This window comes from Fictibacillus fluitans (genome assembly GCF_030418125.1).
Taxonomy (GTDB): Bacteria; Bacillota; Bacilli; order Bacillales; family Fictibacillaceae; genus Fictibacillus_C; species Fictibacillus_C fluitans.
In genome coordinates, this window is sequence record NZ_JAUHTR010000013.1 from 39,459 (window position 1) to 56,198 (window position 16,740).

12 protein-coding genes are annotated in these 16,740 nt (G+C 45.8%); 6 read left to right on the plus strand and 6 right to left on the minus strand.

The window, feature by feature from the left end; genetic code table 11:
- Positions 1-13 precede the first annotated feature (13 nt).
- The 3 genes from QYB97_RS19370 to QYB97_RS19380 all read right to left on the minus strand — a co-directional run bounded on the left by QYB97_RS19370 (position 14) and on the right by QYB97_RS19380 (position 5,256).
- A complete protein-coding gene (locus QYB97_RS19370; RefSeq protein ID WP_301167671.1) occupies positions 14-979 on the minus strand; it encodes an AraC family transcriptional regulator in 966 nt (321 codons plus the stop codon).
- A 109-nt stretch (positions 980-1,088) separates the two neighbouring features.
- Positions 1,089-3,158, minus strand: a complete 2,070-nt coding sequence (locus tag QYB97_RS19375) for a bifunctional aldolase/short-chain dehydrogenase (protein WP_301167672.1) — start codon at positions 3,156-3,158, stop codon at positions 1,089-1,091.
- Positions 3,159-3,321: 163 nt separating this feature from the next.
- On the minus strand, positions 3,322-5,256 hold the full coding sequence (locus QYB97_RS19380) for a lamin tail domain-containing protein (protein ID WP_301167673.1): 1,935 nt from the start codon (positions 5,254-5,256) through the stop codon (positions 3,322-3,324).
- 395 nt (positions 5,257-5,651) lie between these two features.
- Between QYB97_RS19380 and QYB97_RS19385 the strand changes: the two genes are divergently transcribed.
- The 3 genes from QYB97_RS19385 to QYB97_RS19395 all read left to right on the plus strand — a co-directional run bounded on the left by QYB97_RS19385 (position 5,652) and on the right by QYB97_RS19395 (position 8,666).
- On the plus strand, positions 5,652-7,016 hold the full coding sequence (locus tag QYB97_RS19385; RefSeq protein WP_301167674.1) for an MFS transporter: 1,365 nt from the start codon (positions 5,652-5,654) through the stop codon (positions 7,014-7,016).
- On the plus strand, positions 7,000-7,776 hold the full coding sequence (locus tag QYB97_RS19390) for a sugar phosphate isomerase/epimerase family protein (protein ID WP_301167675.1): 777 nt from the start codon (positions 7,000-7,002) through the stop codon (positions 7,774-7,776). Before QYB97_RS19385 ends, QYB97_RS19390 begins: the two co-directional genes overlap by 17 nt.
- 101 nt (positions 7,777-7,877) lie before the next feature.
- Positions 7,878-8,666, plus strand: a complete 789-nt coding sequence (locus tag QYB97_RS19395; RefSeq protein ID WP_301167676.1) for an HAD-IIA family hydrolase — start codon at positions 7,878-7,880, stop codon at positions 8,664-8,666.
- A 38-nt stretch (positions 8,667-8,704) separates the two neighbouring features.
- Here the strand turns inward: QYB97_RS19395 and QYB97_RS19400 are convergent, their stop codons facing one another.
- Both QYB97_RS19400 and QYB97_RS19405 read right to left on the minus strand, forming a co-directional pair.
- Positions 8,705-9,268, minus strand: coding sequence for a glycerol-3-phosphate responsive antiterminator (locus QYB97_RS19400; protein WP_301167677.1), 564 nt, complete (start codon positions 9,266-9,268; stop codon positions 8,705-8,707).
- Positions 9,269-9,419: 151 nt separating this feature from the next.
- Positions 9,420-10,646 (minus strand): putative glycoside hydrolase, encoded by a 1,227-nt coding sequence (locus tag QYB97_RS19405; protein WP_301167678.1) that lies wholly within the window; start codon positions 10,644-10,646, stop codon positions 9,420-9,422.
- Positions 10,647-10,849: 203 nt separating this feature from the next.
- Here QYB97_RS19405 and QYB97_RS19410 point away from each other — a divergent pair, with 203 nt between their 5' ends.
- Positions 10,850-12,208, plus strand: coding sequence for an amino acid permease (locus tag QYB97_RS19410; RefSeq protein ID WP_301167679.1), 1,359 nt, complete (start codon positions 10,850-10,852; stop codon positions 12,206-12,208).
- A 27-nt stretch (positions 12,209-12,235) separates the two neighbouring features.
- Here QYB97_RS19410 and QYB97_RS19415 read toward each other — a convergent pair whose 3' ends face one another.
- Positions 12,236-12,994, minus strand: coding sequence for an SDR family NAD(P)-dependent oxidoreductase (locus QYB97_RS19415; protein WP_301167680.1), 759 nt, complete (start codon positions 12,992-12,994; stop codon positions 12,236-12,238).
- Between the two features lie 302 nt (positions 12,995-13,296).
- Here QYB97_RS19415 and fdhF point away from each other — a divergent pair, with 302 nt between their 5' ends.
- Both fdhF and QYB97_RS19425 read left to right on the plus strand, forming a co-directional pair.
- On the plus strand, positions 13,297-16,260 hold the full coding sequence (fdhF, locus tag QYB97_RS19420) for a formate dehydrogenase subunit alpha (RefSeq protein ID WP_425589825.1): 2,964 nt from the start codon (positions 13,297-13,299) through the stop codon (positions 16,258-16,260).
- Positions 16,260-16,739, plus strand: a complete 480-nt coding sequence (locus QYB97_RS19425) for a helical membrane plugin domain-containing protein (RefSeq protein WP_301167682.1) — start codon at positions 16,260-16,262, stop codon at positions 16,737-16,739. The genes fdhF and QYB97_RS19425 overlap by 1 nt, the downstream gene beginning before the upstream one ends.
- Position 16,740 lies beyond the last annotated feature (1 nt).

Sequence of the window (16,740 nt, forward strand, 5' to 3'; positions counted from 1 at the left end):
CAGCCCGCATAAATTACTGCGCTGACTGCTCTCTGAGTTCTTTTGGTGTATGTCCGAATTTGTCCCTGAAGATCCGGTAAAAGTAACTGACGTTATCATATCCGGTCCTGTCCACAATTTCGGCAATGGAAAGGTCCGTATTTTCCAGCAGCTGCCTGGCAATTGTCAGCCGCTTTTCCTGAACCAGGCTTTTGAAGGTGCAATTGGTGGCATTCTTGATATGCTTGCTTAGCGAATGATAGCTTTGGTTCAATTGATGTGCAAGCTCATACAGTGATGCATTTCTGTAATTCTTGTCGATATACTTCATGGTTTCCAGCATAATAAACTGGCGGGAGGAATAGACCTCATTTCTCTTCAGCTTGTCGGAATGCTTGATGAGCTCTATCATCAGCAAGCCTATATACAGTTTGATAGAGGAATCCGAAAGCAGGGAAGGATTTCGGATTTCATCAATGATTCGCCCGATCACTTTTTGAATAATTTCCACCTCAGCTACGGCAAAATAGAGAAAATGTCCGTCCTGGGTATTGTTGTACAAGCTGTTGATAATGAAGTTGCTGATTCGATTGTCGGTGGATAAAAACGAGAAAATATATTCAAAGAATTGCGGCTGAATAATAAAGTTAATAATAATGTCTTCTCTTCCGCTTGCTTCGATCTCATGGTCAATATGCTGGTTAAGAAAAAGTAATTCACCCTTCTTCAAGCAAAGCTTCTCTTCACCGACAGTCTGGTGCAGCTCCCCGTTAAACACATAATTGATTTCAATGTAATTGTGCGTATGCTTTGGAAAATCCACAAACCTGGTATGCTTGCGGACCATAATCATCTTGTCGTGATCCAGCAGTTTCTCACTTTCGATTACAAAGCTGCGCTGGCTCGTGTACAGGTCTTTTTTAATTTCTTTTTTTTGCTCGAGGATGGATCGTTCTTCCTCATTCAATTCCATAAACTCCTGTAAAAGGTCATTATTCATGGCATTATCCTCCTGTACGAACAGCTTGCTTGCTTTAACTATATCACTCCTCGAAACCGTTATCATTGAAAAAATGAGCCAGGGCATAATAGCCCTGACCCGTTGTCACCTATCTTGTAAAAGCAGCAGGTACACCGCCATCAACCGTCAGCATGCATCCTGTCGTTCTGTCGGATTTGGATGAAGCCAGGAATGCGATGGACTCGGCAATATCCCGCGGATAGATATTCACCTTTAACGTCGTACGTTTTCGGTAGTGTTCTTCCAATTGATCCGGTTCAATGCCATAGGCTGCTGCCCGTTCTTCACGCCACTTTGATCCCCAGATTGCAGATCCCTGCAGGACAGCATCAGGAAGTACGGAATTGACTCTAATGCCGTATTCCCCGCCTTCCGCCGCAATGCATCTCGCCAGGTGCGTTTCCAGTGCTTTCACCGAACTGTAGGCTGCCGCATTTTTGCCAGCATATAAGGAGTTTTTGGATCCGATAAACACCATGCTCCCGCCGGTTCCCTGTTGTTTCATTTGTTTAAACGCTTCACGGGCAACGAGGAAATAACCGGTTCCAAGTACGTTCATATTTAAATCCCACTCTTTTAATGTCGTTTCGTCGATCGGGCTTGATGTGGCAAGGCCCGCATTATTTACAATAATGTCCACTCCACCATAGAAAAGAGCTGTCTGATCAATAGAAGCCTGCACCTGGTCTTCCTGTGTAACGTCCATCTTTACTGCCATTGCCCGGTTCGCTCCGTATGCTTCATTGATTTCATCCGCAACTTGTTGCGCACCTTCCACGTTTAGGTCAGCAACCACCACATGAGCACCTTCCGAAACAAGCCGGCGGCAGGTCTCACTTCCAATTCCTCCCGCCCCTCCTGTCACGAACGCGACTTTACGGGAAAATTCCGCTTCTGCAGGAGCCAGGCTCAATTTATAAAGTTCAAGTGGCCAGTACTCCACATTGTAAGATTCGTCTTCATCCAGTGAGACAAAATTCCCCAGTGCGGTCGTCCCTTTCATTACTGCAATCGCCCGATGATAAAGCGCACCGCTTACTCTGGAATTCGCTGCATCTTTCCCGGTATTGACCATTCCGATGCCTGGGATTAAAATGACACGGGGAGCCGGTTCAAACATTGTGTCACCTTCGTTTTGGTTTCGCCCAAAATAAGATTTATATTCTTCTTTAAAGGCTTCAATACCTGATGTGATTTGTGCCAGCAGAACTTCAACATCTTCTTGTTGTGGATTCCAGTCAATATAGAGAGGTATGCGCTTGGTATGAACCAAATGGTCGGGACATGCCGCTCCCACCTGGGAAAGCTCTGCTGCGTTTTTGCTGTTCACGAACTGCAGAACATCCTCTCCCCGGTCATAAGTAAGGAGCATTTTCTTTTGATCACTGACCGCTCCCCGAATGACCGGCATCACTTTTGCCAGCACCTTTGATGCGTCTTCCTCAGAAAGAGATTCATAGTTTTGCCCGCCAAAGACCTCTTCCTCTTTCATGCGGTTATTGATGTACTGCTCTGCTTCATTAATGACTGAGATTGTTTTTTCATAGCTTTCCTGTGCAGTATCACCCCAAACGACCAGCCCATGTTTCTCCATCAAAACAAGCTCAGCGTCCGGATTGTTTCTTACACCTTCAGCAATCATTTTGGAAAGAGTAAAACCTGGCCTAACATAAGGAACCCAGACAAACCGACTGCCGTAAATCTCTTCTGCAATCTGCCTTCCGTTATCTGAACAGCAGATAGATATGATGGCGTCCGGATGGGTATGGTCCACATGCTTAAACGGAAGAAAGGCGTGCAGCAATGTTTCAATGGATGCTCTCGGATGTTTGCTGTCGATCATGCAATGTGACAAATAAGCAACCATTTCTTCATCGGGCATTTCATCACGTTCCATCAACGGTCTGATATCATCAAGATTCAGTCCGGTAAAATTCTTGGCTTCCATGGTGGCAAGATCCGAACCGCTGCCTTTCACCCACATGACTTCAATATCCCGTCCACGGAAGTCTTTCTCTGTCGTTTTCATTGATGTATTACCGCCGCCCCAGTTACACACCGCCCGGTCGGAGCCAATTAAATTTGATCGGTAAACCAATTCCTGTAAACCCTTTACCAACTGCGAAGCTTGTTCCTGAATCCATTTGCTTTGTACCATAGGTTACCTCTCCCTTTATCTCCGTTTATTTTTGTTTATGTTGTTTTAAAGTATAACTTAAATATATTATCTTGGGAACTACTTTTGTTTATTTTTGTTTATTTGTTTTTGTTTGAGTTGAATTAAAAAAACCAGCCGCCCTTTGGACAACTGGCCATTCATCTTATTTCCGCTCTTCTTTTTCCGTATTCCTGTCATCCTTCATTAACGTTTTCATATCAATCTTAAGCATCCGGTCTCTTGGATAGGAGCCTGTATACCGATATTTGTTTGCGCCCGATTCAAATGATACATAAAGATCGCTTTTAACGAGCACGGCTCCCTCCTTCATGGGGATCGCTGTTATACTTTTAACCGGCTTCGCATTTTCTCCGTCAAGGAACCAAAGAGGCACATCTTTCCCGCCAACTGTGACATATTGATGCGGTTCTTCCTTCATCGGATCTTCATACCGGTACAATACACTGTCATTTGCCCGCCCGTATGAGGTTACCAGAGAAATTCCCTTCTTCTGGACGATCGCTCCCTGAACCTTCCCGATGGTGGAAAAGACATAGTCTGGTTTTGCGGGCTCATTGCCTTCAGGATCCCACTGCTCTCGAGACAGCATATCGCTATTCGGTCTAAGCTTGTAACCTACCATCCATGCGTACTGCATCTCACCCGCCCGGTTTGCAAGATGATGGGAGGGATCAGTAGGATAAGCGTTTGGCTCGTAAAACTCACCGACCCAGAGAATTTTCTTATCATCATCATACACATCATAAGCCGCTTCAACGGGTACGGGAATCTCGTTTGTAAATGTAAGTTCATCATTATTTTGAGCGGAGGCAATGTCATTTACATCTAACGTAAACAGAGAATGTTCAGACGATATCCATACATGATCCATACTTACGGTAATACCCCCTGCATGCCCGGTGTATGGGGTTCCGTCCTGATTGTAAAGCACCAGTGACTTTACTAGTTTTTCAGTAGCAGCATCAACAACACAAAGTGTCCCCGGTCTGCCATCGTCCAAATAATTGATCGTAAACAACCAGTTCTTTTTCTTATAATAACCGATTCCCTGTGGAACTAGGTCTTCTGCCAGTCCCGGAATGACAGGGCCGTCCTTGGAAATGTCCCAAAGCGTTTGATAGGCGGGATTTCTGTCATTGGAAGACCGTTCGGTTTGCGTGATCAGCTGATGATCCGGCTGTACACGCAAAACTGATGATTTTTGCGATACATTTCCCGAAGTATCTTCAGCCGCGATTTGGAGATCATAATTCAGATGGCCAATGAGTCCAGATAAGCTGAATGTACTTTTGGAAGGATCGACCGAGTATTCGAGATTGCCATTTTTGTAAATATGATAACGATAGAGATCTGGTTCTCTATTGGGGTCCCAGGTTAACGTGACTTTACCGTTTCCTGCCTGTGCACGAAAGCCCGAAGGAACAGCCGGTGCCGTATCATCCAGTTTCGGTCTGGCCGGAGCTTGTCCTGGCGTTATCCAGCCCGGTGTCGGCGATTGGCTGCCTGCCAGGGTTTTCATCGTAGTGCTGCTATCTGCCGGAAAGCCGAACGTAATGGATTTATTGGCACTAACCTGGCTCCCGGTGTACTTTGCCTTTACTATTTCCTTACCGCCCGGGTCAAATACAGACACCGTCTGATTGCTGCTGTTTACCAGCCCTCCAACATTTTCAATCGGCATAATGTGTTCTTCTTGTATGTATTTATCTGAGAATGAGGAGAAATAAAGGTGATTGAAGCCCTCCAGTGTCATGGATTGGGCTTCCTGCCTTCTTGGCCAAAACAGCACGGTATCCCACGGAGCAATTTTGATTGGATTCTCGATCGCCGTATTCCAGTTGCCTGAAGCAATATGATAGTCTTTTAGGTTAATCTCCTGATCGCTGTTATTATAAATTTCAATGTACTCAAACGCATCATATCCTGCATAATTGTCCGTGTCCGGAACGACTTCTGTGATCAGCAACCGCGGTACCGCACTTTCAGCTGCTGCCGGTTGAAAGGGGTTCATGCTTAAATCTGCACCTAATCCTATGGCACATGCCATCATACCAATCAGCCACTTTCTGCCTCTCATTCCTTTTCCTCCTCTGAATTTTTTGGCATCAGATAACCTCTTAAACAACATAAAAAACCCCATGATCAAATGGTGTGCTGCTCACTGGCAGTACACATCTGTTCACAGGGTTCTCCCATATCTCTACCCATACGAATTATTAAGCTTGTTATCTGATTATTCCTATCATACCTGCATAGTAAAAGTTTTACAATAGAAAAACAGCTTGAAAAATACCGTTGACAGACTTATCTGATTATTGTATAACTGATTTAGAAATCCAAAACTAAATTGTAGCTTTATGGCCGGAGATGAAGAGAAGCCATAGTCATTAAAAACATGGTACATGTTTTTTTGGCTATGGCTTTTTATTTGTTCTTTTCCATAACGTTACAGAGAAAAAGGGGGAAAAGAGTATGAGCTTTGAGCATTTGGATTCTCCAAAACTAAAGCGCTTTCAAAGAAAGGTCACCCTGCTGTCGGCGGCCGGTACCTTTCTTGATGGTTTTGACTTAACGGTGATTGCCGTCGCCATGCCGCTCATTTTAAGTCAATGGGAAATCACTCCGGGTCTTCAAGGTCTGATTACTTCGTCTGCGGTCATCGGCTCCTTAATCGGTGCTTTATGGCTAGGAAATTTAACAGACAAATACGGAAGAAAAGCAATGTATGTGGTTGATTTGATCGCGTTTGTTATCTTTGCTGCCTTAACTGCTTTCGCGCAGGCACCGTGGCAGCTTATTCTCTTCCGTTTCTTACTGGGAATTGGGATCGGGGCTGATTATCCGATTTCAGCCACCCTGGTCTCTGAATTCAGTTCCACAAAAAGCCGCGGTAAACACAGTACTTCACTTGGTGCCATGTGGTTCGTTGGTGCAGTAACCGCCTATCTTGTTGGAATGCTGATGCTTCCTCTCGGGCCGAGCGCATGGAGATACATGCTGTTGGTCGGTGCTGTTTTTGCTCTCATTGTTTTCTTTTTCAGGGTTACACTCCCCGAGTCACCGCGCTGGCTGGCATCACGTGGACGTGAAAAAGAAGCAGAAGAAATAATGCTGAAGATCACAGGGCAAAAAGTCATCATCAAGCCCGATCCAGCACCAAGACAAAAAACAGGGGCCCTTTTTACAAAATCTCTTTTCAGGCGTACATTCTTTGTCTGCGGTTTCTGGTTCTGTTATGCAGTCGCTTACTATGGAATTTCCATGTATACACCAACCATTTTAAAACCGTTTACCAATGGTTCACAAATGATGGTATACACAGGTTCCCTGACGGTGAGTGTTCTGGGCTTGCTTGGAGCCATTGTGGGACTTAATCTGGTTGAGAGAATCGGCAGACGGCCGCTTATTATTACGTCATTTACCGGACTTTCCATCGCGTTAATCGTTCTTGCGTTGAATCCCCATCCTACTATGGCCTTTTTAGTTATTCTTTTTAGTTTAGCAGTTCTGTTTGCCAATATGGGCGGAGGCATTCTGAATTTCGTCTATCCGACCGAATTGTTCCCCACCAGTATCCGGGCAAGTGCTTCAGGCCTGGCTACCGGGGTAAGCCGTATTGGCTCGATTATGGGAATTCTTGTGTTTCCGAATCTGGTCGCCGCCTGGGGAAATTCCAAAGCACTTTGGTTCTTTGCGGTAATCAGCCTGGCCGGCCTGCTCGTATCTGTTTTGCTGGCCCCTGAAACAAAAGGCAAGAATCTGGAGGAATTGAACAGCGACATAACTGGAAATCCAGGAACAACGTTGAAAGGAGAGAATCATGGAGAAATGGCTTAACAGCTGGTCCGTTGGACTGAATGCACAGCTGAGTGACTTTGAACGTCTAAATGAAGCCGGGTTCAGAGGCATTGAAGTACTGGCAGAACAGGGAAAAGCAGCTGACTACCTGGTATATGCCCATCGCACTGGTTTCAACCTGGGACTCCACCTTCCCTTTCATGATCTGAATTTGGCTACGCCTGATCCGGTGGTCTACGAACGAACATTTTCTATCTTAACGGATTGGATCAAAAGGCTCGCTGATTACGGCGGGACACATGCTACCTTTCATGGCGGTTACGCCTGGTTTTCTGAGGAAAAGCAAGAGTGTCTGGAAAGAGTGGCAGAGCGTATCCTCAGGCTGGATGAGGTGGCAAAACCGTGTGGAGTTGATCTACTCCTTGAAAACCTCATTCCCGATCACCTGAACTACTGCCATCAGGTGGCTTCAAACCTGAATGAATGGCTTGAACTGATACACAATACCCAGGTCAAGGCTTGCCTCGATACTGGTCATCTGAATCTCATGGGCCATGAATTGGAAGATACGATTAACCGGCTCGGCACGTCTTTAGGAGCTATGCACTTATCCGAAAATGATGGAAAAGCAGATCTTCATTTGCTTCCGGGTGACGGCAACCATTTTACAAAAGACGCAGGTGAATATTTAACCAGCCATCAATTTGCTGGACCGGTAATTTATGAAATCAATCCTTACAAATACTCACTCCAGCAAATCATTGATCATCAGTCAAACACCAAGTCTGTGTTGACGTAATACAATATCAAAGGGAAGAGAACAAGAGAACCCCCAGCTATTTTTGCCTTTATCATTAGAAGGCTTCTTTAGCTGGGGTTTCTGCATAAGGAGGCATTGCCATGGCAAAAGGTTTTATATTGGATTTGGATGGGACCGTGTATGTAGAGGAAAAAATCCTGGATGGCGTGAAGGAATCCATCGATTATTTACGGCAGTGCGGTCACAAAGTTGTCTTCTTCACCAATAAATCCATAGCGACCCGGAATGATTATGTAAAAAAGCTGCGTGGATTAGGGATTGATGCTTCTATTGAAGATGTCATCAATTCGAATTACATTACCACAATATTCTTAAACCAAAAAATGAAACCGGAAGAAGCGGTCTATGTGATTGGAGAAGCCGCTTTATTCGAGGAACTGCAAAGCGAAGGCATTCGGATTACAGCCGATCCGCGGGAAGCCAATTATGTGGTGTTAGGATGGGACCGGGAATTCAATTACCGCAAGCTGAACGATGCCTACCAGGCATGGGCCGCCAACAACGCGATGATCATCGCTACAAATCCCGACCGGACGTGTCCGATGATCGACGGACAGCTTCCTGATTGCGGGTCCATCATCGGCGCTTTTGAAGGAACGACCGGTAAGCCGGTTGACTATATTATGGGGAAACCTTCCAAACTGGCAGCGGATATTGTGATCAAAGACATTTTAAAGTTAACACCGGAAGATTGCTATATTGTCGGCGACCGTCTGGAAACCGATATACGAATGGGCATTGATCATGGCGTTCAGACCGTGCTGGTGATGTCGGGCATCACCACAGAAGAAATGGCCAGAACATCCATTCATAAGCCTTCGTATGTTCTTCCAAGCATGAAGGACATTCATCAATTACAAATCAGCTGAAAAAGGGGAACTCGTTTCCCCTTTTTTTATGTACTCGTTCAAATATCAAAGTTCCAAAGCGCCGGATCCCCGGTGGACATCGCAAGTGCTCCCGCTTCCAGCCCTTTAATGATATCCTCCTGGGAGCTGATGAGACCTCCTGCAATAATGGGCAGATTGATCCGATGTGTCAGATGATCAATAATATTAGGCATCAAGCCCGGCAGGACTTCAATGGCGTCCGGAGCAAACGTCTCACAAATGCTGATTCCCTTTTTTAAAGCCGTATGATCGATAAGAAACATACGCTGGATCACCATTAATTTCTCTTCCTTCGCGAATTTAATCAAGGAACTCTTTGTGGTAATTATGCCTGCAGGCCTCCACTTTTTAGCGATATACTTAATGGCGCTTTTCGTATTGGACAGGCCTTCAATAAAATCAATATGTATGAAAACACTCTTCTGGGCACTTTTTAACCGGTCCAGATGTTCTGTCATGTTCAACAGATTACCTGTTAGCAGAAAAACGATATTGGACGTACTGTTTATTGCTTTCTCTATATCTCTCTCCTCTTTTACAGATGCGATTACTTGTGACTGAACAAGGTCAACAATATTCATGTGAGCTGCAGCTCCTTAAGTAGAATTTCATGCTTTTATCGAGGTATTCGATAATGCCAGCCCTTTTTCCTTGTTTTGGATCGGAGGAATGAACCTAATTAAAATAAGCAGAACAGCCGCTTTTAGGCTGTTCTGCTCCTCTGTAAGATTACTAGTTTTGTGGCTGAAGTGCTTCCTTGGTATATCTATTACTTGCATTCCATAACAGATATCCTTCAATGCCCAATTCTTTTCCGGCGCGGATTTGGTCTTTAACTTGCTGAGGGCCATATGTGACATGACCGTCCACCCATCTTGCAGTAAAGTCCTGATACCACGGGCGGATTTTTGCTGTATGTTTATTCTGTTTCTCCAATACTTTGTCCCTGTCGATCGCCGGCTGAAGGGCGCTCTTGATTAATTTATAGGGTTCTGCATCAGGAACTTTGATTCCATATTCCCCTGGTCCGTAATGAGATGGATACGTCATCGGGCTCATAACATCTACAGCCTGTGTCAATGACTCCCACTGCTGTCCGATTCCAGTATCGCCTTTTGCGCTCGTCGATACTCCAAATACATCCGCAGATACGTTGACTCCGTATGGTTTTAATTCTTTTTTGGCATAGGTTAAAAAGTCGTGAATGTTCTGTGCTTTTGACTTCTTGCTCGGGTTATCGAATTTCACTTCCCGGTCCACCTGAGCTCCGTTATCCGGAAAGCGGACATAATCGAACTGAATTTCATCAAAGCCCAACTTGGCGGCTTCCTTTGCAACAGAGGTAACATATGCCCAGTACTGCTCTTTATACGGATCAACCCAAGGGATGCCGTCGTTATAATACAGTCCGCCGGTTTTCTTTTTCATGGCAAATTCCGGCTTCTTTTTGGCCATGTACGGGTCTTTAAAGGTTACGACCCTGGCGATGGTGTATATATTTTTATCTTTCATCACCTTTAGCCGCTGCTTTATGTTTTTGATGGGCGGATGCTGATCAGAGCCATATGAATTAACTTGAGCAACGTTTGAATCATATGTAATTTCGCCGCTGTCGCCCTTTACATCCATTACAAGTGAGTTGAGCTCTGTATCATCCACCAGCTTGGTCAGCTCATTAAACTTGCTGTCCATTCCTGCTGCTGCACCTGATATGTATACTCCTTTAACGGTTATGTCCTTTGGTTTGGGAGCAGGCTTTGGCTTTGGCGCTACTGCTTGCTTCTTCTCCTCCTTTTTTCCTTCTTGTGCCGTTTTTTCCTGTTCTGTTTTCTTGTTCTCTTTTTCTTTGGCAGTTTGCTTGCCTTTCTCGTCACCTGCTGCATCTTGCGCACTGCAGCCGGCAATCCCTCCGAATAAAAGCACGCTTGCGAGCGAGATGCTCGACCATACTGTTTTCATCCAAAACCCTCCTGTGTTGTCGTTATCTTGCAGGACTTCCATTATAGTCTTCGAACTAAGTTTGCCATTACGTTGTGTCTATACCCTTTTTTTTCATGATTAACCGTCATGCAAATGGTTTTGCACGGGAATAGTAAAGGTAAATAATCATTAGCCGCAGAAAATATTTTACTGAAGATCCTGCAGAAAAGGTTGGTGTATCTATGGAAAAAGAAGAAGAGCTGCACCGTGGTTTAAAAAACCGGCACATTCAGTTAATCGCCATAGGAGGGGCCATTGGCACAGGTCTTTTTTTAGGTGCCGGAAAATCCATTCACCTGACGGGCCCGTCTATCATGCTCAACTATGCTCTGATTGGAATCATGCTTTTTTTCATGATGCGGGCATTGGGTGAAATGCTGCTGTATAATCCTACTTCAGGTTCATTTACACATTTTGCTGAATCCTTTATTGGACCATGGGCCGGCTTTATTACCGGCTGGACGTATTGGTTCTGCTGGATTGTGACCGGAATGGCCGAAATTACAGCCGTCGGTCTGTACGTCAAATACTGGTTTCCTTCCATCCCCCAATGGCTGACTGCCCTTGCTGTGGTTCTTATCCTGCTGCTGATAAATATGTCGGCCGTTAAAGCTTTTGGTGAAATCGAGTTTTGGTTTGCCATCATTAAAATCATTACCATCATTGCACTGATTGTGATTGGCATTGTGCTCATTGTCATGGGGCATGAAAGCCATGGAACACAAGCCTCCTTTTCCAATCTGGTAAGCCACGGCGGATTTTTCCCTAATGGCGCTTCCGGTTTTGTTCTGGCCTTTCAGATGGCCCTTTTTGCCTTTGTCGGAGTTGAGCTCGTTGGAGTTACAGCCGGTGAAGCACAGGACCCGGACACCACGCTCCCAAGCGCGATCAACAACATTCCGGCCCGGATTCTTCTCTTTTATATCGGATCACTGATCGTCATTATGTCCATCTATCCGTGGAACAAAATCGACCCTGCGAGCAGCCCGTTTGTTTCTGTCTTCTCGCTGATCGGAATACCAGCTGCAGCGGGAGTCATTAATTTTGTAGTGATTACTTCTGCCATGTCATCCTGCAACAGTGGTTTATTCAGTACAGGACGAATGCTGTATACGCTCGCCAATGAAGGTAAAGCGCCGAAACGCCTGGCCTCTCTGAACGAAAAGAAAGTACCGGCAGCGGCATTGATTGTTTCTACCTTTTTCCTGTCATTTGGCGTTCTTCTTAACTACTTACTGCCTGAAGGAGTATTTATCCTGGTAACGAGCATTGCCACCATTTGTTTTATTTGGGTGTGGGGCGTCATTCTTGTTTCTCATTTGCGCTTCAGAAAGCAAAAACCCGAAGAGGCAGCAAAAAGCAAATTCAAAATGCCTCTTTCTCCCTTTATCAATTGGGTTGTCCTCTTGTTTTTTGCTTTTGTTATCGTGGTGCTCGGATTTGCAAAAGATACCCGGATCGCCTTGTTTGTCACCCCTGTCTGGTTCATAATCCTTGCGGCTGCTTATCTGATAACAAAACGAAAAAGAAAAAGGAACTGACATTACCAGTCAGTTCCTTTTCATGCATTATCTTGTTCTTGAAACATAAGGATAAATCGGATCTTTCAATTGAAATTCATAAGTTTCTCCATCCACAATGCCAACGACTTTATCACTGTTATACAGATCGAGCAAAAAGTGGGCCATCTCTTTGGCGGTATGGAATTTTGGAAGATTGCCGCTGTATTCAAAATGATCCATATCCATCGACCGCTGGGCAAATTCGGTTTCAGTAGCAGCAGGGGCAAGCACTTTTGCTTTCAACTTTGAGCCTTTCCCTTTCAGCTCCTGGGCGAGCCCTTCGGTAAACGCGCTCACATAAAATTTGGTGGCACAGTAGGTGACGGCATTGCCTACAATCGTATAGCCCCCGCCAGATGATATGTTGATCAGCTGGGTACCTTCTGCGTTTTCATAATCGGCCACGAATTTGGAGGACAAAATGGTCAGTGCTTCAATATTTAAATGAAGCATCGTTTGAATTTTATTTAAGTTCTGCTCTCCCACGCTGTCAAAGTTACCAAAGCCGGCGTTATTGATAAACGTTTCAAGCTCATAACTTCCGAGTTCCTCATAAAACCGGTGGACATTTTCCGAATTGGCCAAATCAACGGTTTTAATGATGACTTCAAGGTCGGAATTGATCGTTTGGACTTCGCTTTTTAACTTTTCCAGCTCTTCCTGCCTTCGGGCGGCGACAATTAAATTCTTTCCTTTTTCTGCAAACGCAAGCGCGGTTTCATAACCGATCCCCGAGCTTGCTCCTGTAATGACGGTATATTTCATAAAAACCTCCCGTATGAGTTGTTTTAAACTTTAATCATACTTTGTGTTCCCTAAAATGAGTGCCCTTAGCCATAGTTCCCAAAAAGTAAATTTACCCCATCGCAAGAAAGTGGTATAATCAAAAATGGAAACGTTCATTGTTCTTTGGTAACGATCAGCTGCCAGAAGTTCATGACGTGCAATCACATAGCGGGATGGATCGCTGGTATCATTTATGCTTAGCTATTAACCCACTGTAAAGGAATTTGTGCTAATCAGCACAGGTTGTTTTATGGTGGGTTTTTTACGTTTTTAAGGAGGAAATGAAAGTGGAAAATACGTTAACCGTACAAATCAACGGTGAAACACAGCAAGTCAAAGAAGGAACAAGGGTGCTTGATCACCTTTTACAGCAGGGAGTCGAGCATCCCCATATATGTTATTCAGAAACGCTCGGGCCCATCCAGACATGTGACACATGCATGTGCGAGATTGATGGAAAAGTAATGAGAGCCTGTTCTACAGAAATTAAGGAAGGGATGAACATTCTTACCTCTTCACCAACCGCAAAAGAGGCGCAGAATGAAGCGATGGACCGCATCCTGGAAAATCACCTTCTTTACTGTACCGTTTGCGACAACAACAACGGCAACTGCAAGGTCCATAATACCGCCGAGCTGATGGAGGTCGAGCATCAGGAACGGCCTTTCCGTGAAAAAGGCTATGAAGTGGACATGTCCCACCCGTTTTACCGCTATGACCCCAACCAGTGTATCCTTTGCGGAAAGTGCGTGGAAGTCTGTCAGGATCTGCAGGTCAATGAAACACTGACCATTGACTGGGAACGAAACATGCCCAGGGTCATCTGGGACAATGACAAATCGATCAATGAATCTTCGTGTGTTTCCTGTGGCCAGTGTGCCACCGTCTGCCCTTGCAACGCCTTGATGGAAAAATCCATGCTTGGTGAAGCAGGGTTCATGACAGGAATCAAACAGGATCTGCTTGACCCGATGGTCGACTTAATTAAGGAAGTAGAACCGGGCTATGGCAGTATCTTTGCCATTTCTGAAGTGGAAGCCGCCATGAGGGAAACACGCACGAAAAAAACCAAAACGGTCTGCACCTTCTGTGGCGTGGGCTGTTCATTTGAAGTTTGGACAAAAGGAAGAAAAATCTTAAAAATCGAACCAACTGAAGATGCTCCGGTTAACAGCATCTCCACCTGCATCAAAGGAAAATTCGGCTGGGATTTCGTGAACAGCGACCAGCGCCTGACACACCCGCTCATTCGTAAGGGCGATGAATTTGTTACGGCCACCTGGGATGAAGCACTGTCTGTCATCGGTGAAAAAATGGGCAGCATTAAACAGCAGTATGGCAGCAATGCCTTTGGTTTTGTCAGTTCTTCAAAAACGACCAATGAAGAAGCTTACTTGATGCAAAAGCTTGCGCGTCAAATCTTTGAAACCAACAATGTGGATAACTGTTCCCGCTATTGCCAGTCCCCTGCAACCGACGGATTGCTTTCAACCGTTGGCTACGGCGGAGATTCCGGTACCATCAAGGACATTGAAAATGCAGGACTGGTCATCATCATCGGTGCCAATCCGACGGAAGGACATCCAGTTCTGGCTACCCGCGTAAAGCGGGCGAAGAAACTGCGCGGCCAAAAGCTGATCGTTTCTGATCTTCGCAAGCATGAAATGGCTGACCGTTCCGATTTATATCTCCATCCTAAACAAGGCTCAGACCTTGTATGGCTCGCGGCAGTGACCAAATATATCATTGACCAGGGATGGCACGATGAAGCGTTTATCAAAGAGCGGGTCAACCAGTATGACGAATATCTCGCGGTGCTTGAAAAATATACCCTCGACTATGCAGAAGAAGTAACAGGTCTATCCAAAGAACAGCTTATGGAAGCAGCAAGGATGATTCACGAAGCAGACGGCACATGCGTGCTTTGGGGAATGGGTGTCACTCAAAACATTGCCGGTTCCCATACATCAGCTGCGATCGCCAACCTTCTTTTGGCAACCGGAAACTTCGGACGTACCGGTGCTGGTGCTTATCCGCTGCGCGGACATAATAATGTCCAGGGATCGTGCGACATGGGTACCCTTCCGCAATGGCTTCCAGGCAACCAGAGACTGACCGATGACGCGGCACGTGCTGTTTTTGAAGAAGCATACGGTGTTTCCATTTCACCTGATGCCGGTCTCACCAACATTGAAATGCTTCAGGAAGTGGAAAAAGGCCGTTTGAAAGCCATGTACCTGATGGGCGAAGACATGGCTTGGGTGGATTCAAACTCTAACCATGTTCATGAAATGCTGAGCAAGCTCGACTTTTTTGTCGTACAGGACGTATTCTTTACCAAAACGGCCCAATTTGCGGATGTCGTTCTTCCGGCTTCGCCATCTCTTGAAAAGGATGGAACCTTTACGAACACCGAACGCCGCGTTCAGCGGTTGTACCAGGCGCTTGAGCCTCTGGAAGAATCCAAGCCTGACTGGTGGATCATCCAGCAGGTCGCCAGAACGATGGGCGCTGACTGGAACTATTCTCACCCAAGTGAAATCATGGATGAGATCGCAAGCCTTGCTCCTATTTTTGCCGGAGTTTCATATGACCGGCTCGAAGGATGGAGCAGCCTGATCTGGCCGGTCCAAAAGGACGGAAGCGATGAGCCTCTTCTCTATACCGGGCGCTTCAACTTCCCCGACGATAAGGCGCGTTTCTCTCTTGTCGACTATGTCCAGCCTGTTGATTTTGAAAAAGAATTCGATTTAATCTTGAACAACGGCCGACTGCTCGAACATTTCCATGAAGGAAACATGACGAATAAATCAAAGGGTATTCAATACAAGCTGCCGGAAGTATTTGTGGAGGTTTCACCCGAGCTTGCGCGTGAACGCGGCATGCAGGACGGATCCACCGTCCGTTTGATATCTCCTTACGGATTCATTAAATTGCGTTCCATCGTCACAGACCGGGTGCAAGGCAATGAATTGTATGTTCCGATGCATTCTGTCAGCCATGAAAATGCCATCAACATTCTGACCGGCAGTGTCGGTGACGTCAGGACCCAGACTCCGGCATACAAACAGACGAAGGTGCGCATGGAAGTAATCAACGTCAAAGGACGGACTCCGCTTCCCATGTACAATCCGCGTTATGCTGAACGCAATCCGCAAGCCGGGGTTCAGGTTGAACGCAAATGGGCACGTGCTGACTATGAACCTATTGCGGATGTCAATCTACCTGTGGGAGGTCTGAAATAATGGCACAGCCGATTACGAAAATTGTACATCCGGCCCGTACGGAAAAAGAACTGCAGGAACAAAGTTTGGAAGCAATCCTGACGGACCTGGCCAAAAGCGGAGACGGAATCCGGGAAATGATCAGGCTGTTAAATGAACTGCACGAAAGCGGGATCCTCGGATCAGTAAACGGTTTGGTTGAAGCAAAAGAAAAAGTGGCGGGCATTGCTGTGGAGCAGCTGCTCCGCCCGCAGATTACCAATGCCATCAATAACATGATGGCCGCTGCCGGTGCCTTGTCAGAAACCAATCCGGACATGACCAAAAAGCTGATGGGTGCCTTGGGCAGCGGGCTGGAGAAAGCGGAAAAAGGACTCGCGGCCGACGAAAAAGTAGGCATATTTGATTTGCTGAAGGCACTGAAGGATCCTGACATCAACCGGGCCATCGGCTTTGGCCTTAACCTTTTAAAAGGGGTCGGCCAAGGTTTGAAAGAGTAAC

What these genes read in the sequence shown, in the direction of transcription:
- QYB97_RS19370 (WP_301167671.1), bottom strand. Translation starts at nt 979, where the DNA reads ATGAATAATGACCTTTTACAGGAGTTTATGGAATTGAATGAGGAAGAA.
- QYB97_RS19375 (WP_301167672.1), bottom strand. Translation starts at nt 3,158, where the DNA reads ATGGTACAAAGCAAATGGATTCAGGAACAAGCTTCGCAGTTGGTAAAG.
- QYB97_RS19380 (WP_301167673.1), bottom strand. Translation starts at nt 5,256, where the DNA reads ATGAGAGGCAGAAAGTGGCTGATTGGTATGATGGCATGTGCCATAGGA.
- QYB97_RS19385 (WP_301167674.1), top strand. Translation starts at nt 5,652, where the DNA reads ATGAGCTTTGAGCATTTGGATTCTCCAAAACTAAAGCGCTTTCAAAGA.
- QYB97_RS19390 (WP_301167675.1), top strand. Translation starts at nt 7,000, where the DNA reads ATGGAGAAATGGCTTAACAGCTGGTCCGTTGGACTGAATGCACAGCTG.
- QYB97_RS19395 (WP_301167676.1), top strand. Translation starts at nt 7,878, where the DNA reads ATGGCAAAAGGTTTTATATTGGATTTGGATGGGACCGTGTATGTAGAG.
- QYB97_RS19400 (WP_301167677.1), bottom strand. Translation starts at nt 9,268, where the DNA reads ATGAATATTGTTGACCTTGTTCAGTCACAAGTAATCGCATCTGTAAAA.
- QYB97_RS19405 (WP_301167678.1), bottom strand. Translation starts at nt 10,646, where the DNA reads ATGAAAACAGTATGGTCGAGCATCTCGCTCGCAAGCGTGCTTTTATTC.
- QYB97_RS19410 (WP_301167679.1), top strand. Translation starts at nt 10,850, where the DNA reads ATGGAAAAAGAAGAAGAGCTGCACCGTGGTTTAAAAAACCGGCACATT.
- QYB97_RS19415 (WP_301167680.1), bottom strand. Translation starts at nt 12,994, where the DNA reads ATGAAATATACCGTCATTACAGGAGCAAGCTCGGGGATCGGTTATGAA.
- fdhF (WP_425589825.1), top strand. Translation starts at nt 13,297, where the DNA reads ATGAAAGTGGAAAATACGTTAACCGTACAAATCAACGGTGAAACACAG.
- QYB97_RS19425 (WP_301167682.1), top strand. Translation starts at nt 16,260, where the DNA reads ATGGCACAGCCGATTACGAAAATTGTACATCCGGCCCGTACGGAAAAA.